The sequence below is a fragment of the Alloscardovia venturai genome (assembly GCF_042676605.1).
In the GTDB taxonomy this organism is placed as follows: Bacteria; Actinomycetota; Actinomycetes; order Actinomycetales; family Bifidobacteriaceae; genus Alloscardovia; species Alloscardovia venturai.
In genome coordinates this window covers 1-649 of sequence record NZ_JBHTHQ010000002.1, presented here as the reverse complement: position 1 = coordinate 649, position 649 = coordinate 1, and the positions used below count along the sequence as shown (strand labels likewise).

At 44.7% G+C, this 649-nt stretch carries 2 protein-coding genes; both read left to right on the top strand.

Features of this window, described 5'->3' with window-relative positions:
* On the top strand, nucleotides 1-411 hold a 411-nt coding region (locus ACFQY8_RS00145; protein WP_377937456.1), incomplete at its 5' end, for a hypothetical protein.
* Nucleotides 412-421: 10 nt separating this feature from the next.
* The coding region (locus ACFQY8_RS00140) for a hypothetical protein (RefSeq protein WP_377937454.1) at nucleotides 422-649 on the top strand (228 nt) is incomplete at its 3' end.

Genomic DNA, 649 nt, shown 5'->3' with positions numbered 1-649 from the left:
GGTATTCTGTTCGGTGGTTGGGTGCAGGAGTCAACTTTGATTATGGCGCCTATTGTTGCGGCTGTTTCTTTGTTTGCTTTCTTGCTTATTTTCTTTTTGGATAAGAAGGATTATTTTGGTTGGATTGAGTCGGCGAAACTTGCAAGCTTTGTGGGAGTAGCAGTTGTTCCTGTTTCGCTTATCGCTTTGCTCTTCGGGCGTGTATCGGTTTGGGGAATGATTGCGGCTGTGGTCATTCTTATTGTGGGGGTATTAGCGTTTGATGCTGATTTGTGTTTGATTCAAAATCTTTCTGATATGGGTGATGTTAGTTCGGAGTATGAGTGGTTCTTTGCGGGTACGTTAATGATTGAGTTATTCGTTATTATCGCGGCGATAGGTCACGGCGCTGACCGGAAAGACGAAAACTAAGGATTTTCCAATGCTGTCTCGTTTTATTGCTTTATGCGAAGCTGAGGGTCGAGAGTATCGTGTTGCTGAGGACATGCTTGTCTTGCCACTGGAATCTTCACAAGTTGCGATACGGCTTGAGGAACATTCCATGACTATTACTGGAGCGTGGGAGAAGTATTTTCCCAGTATGGGTTTGTCTTCTGATTTTGGTGTGGGTGCGGTGAAGTATCGTAACGTGTCTGACACGATACAAGCT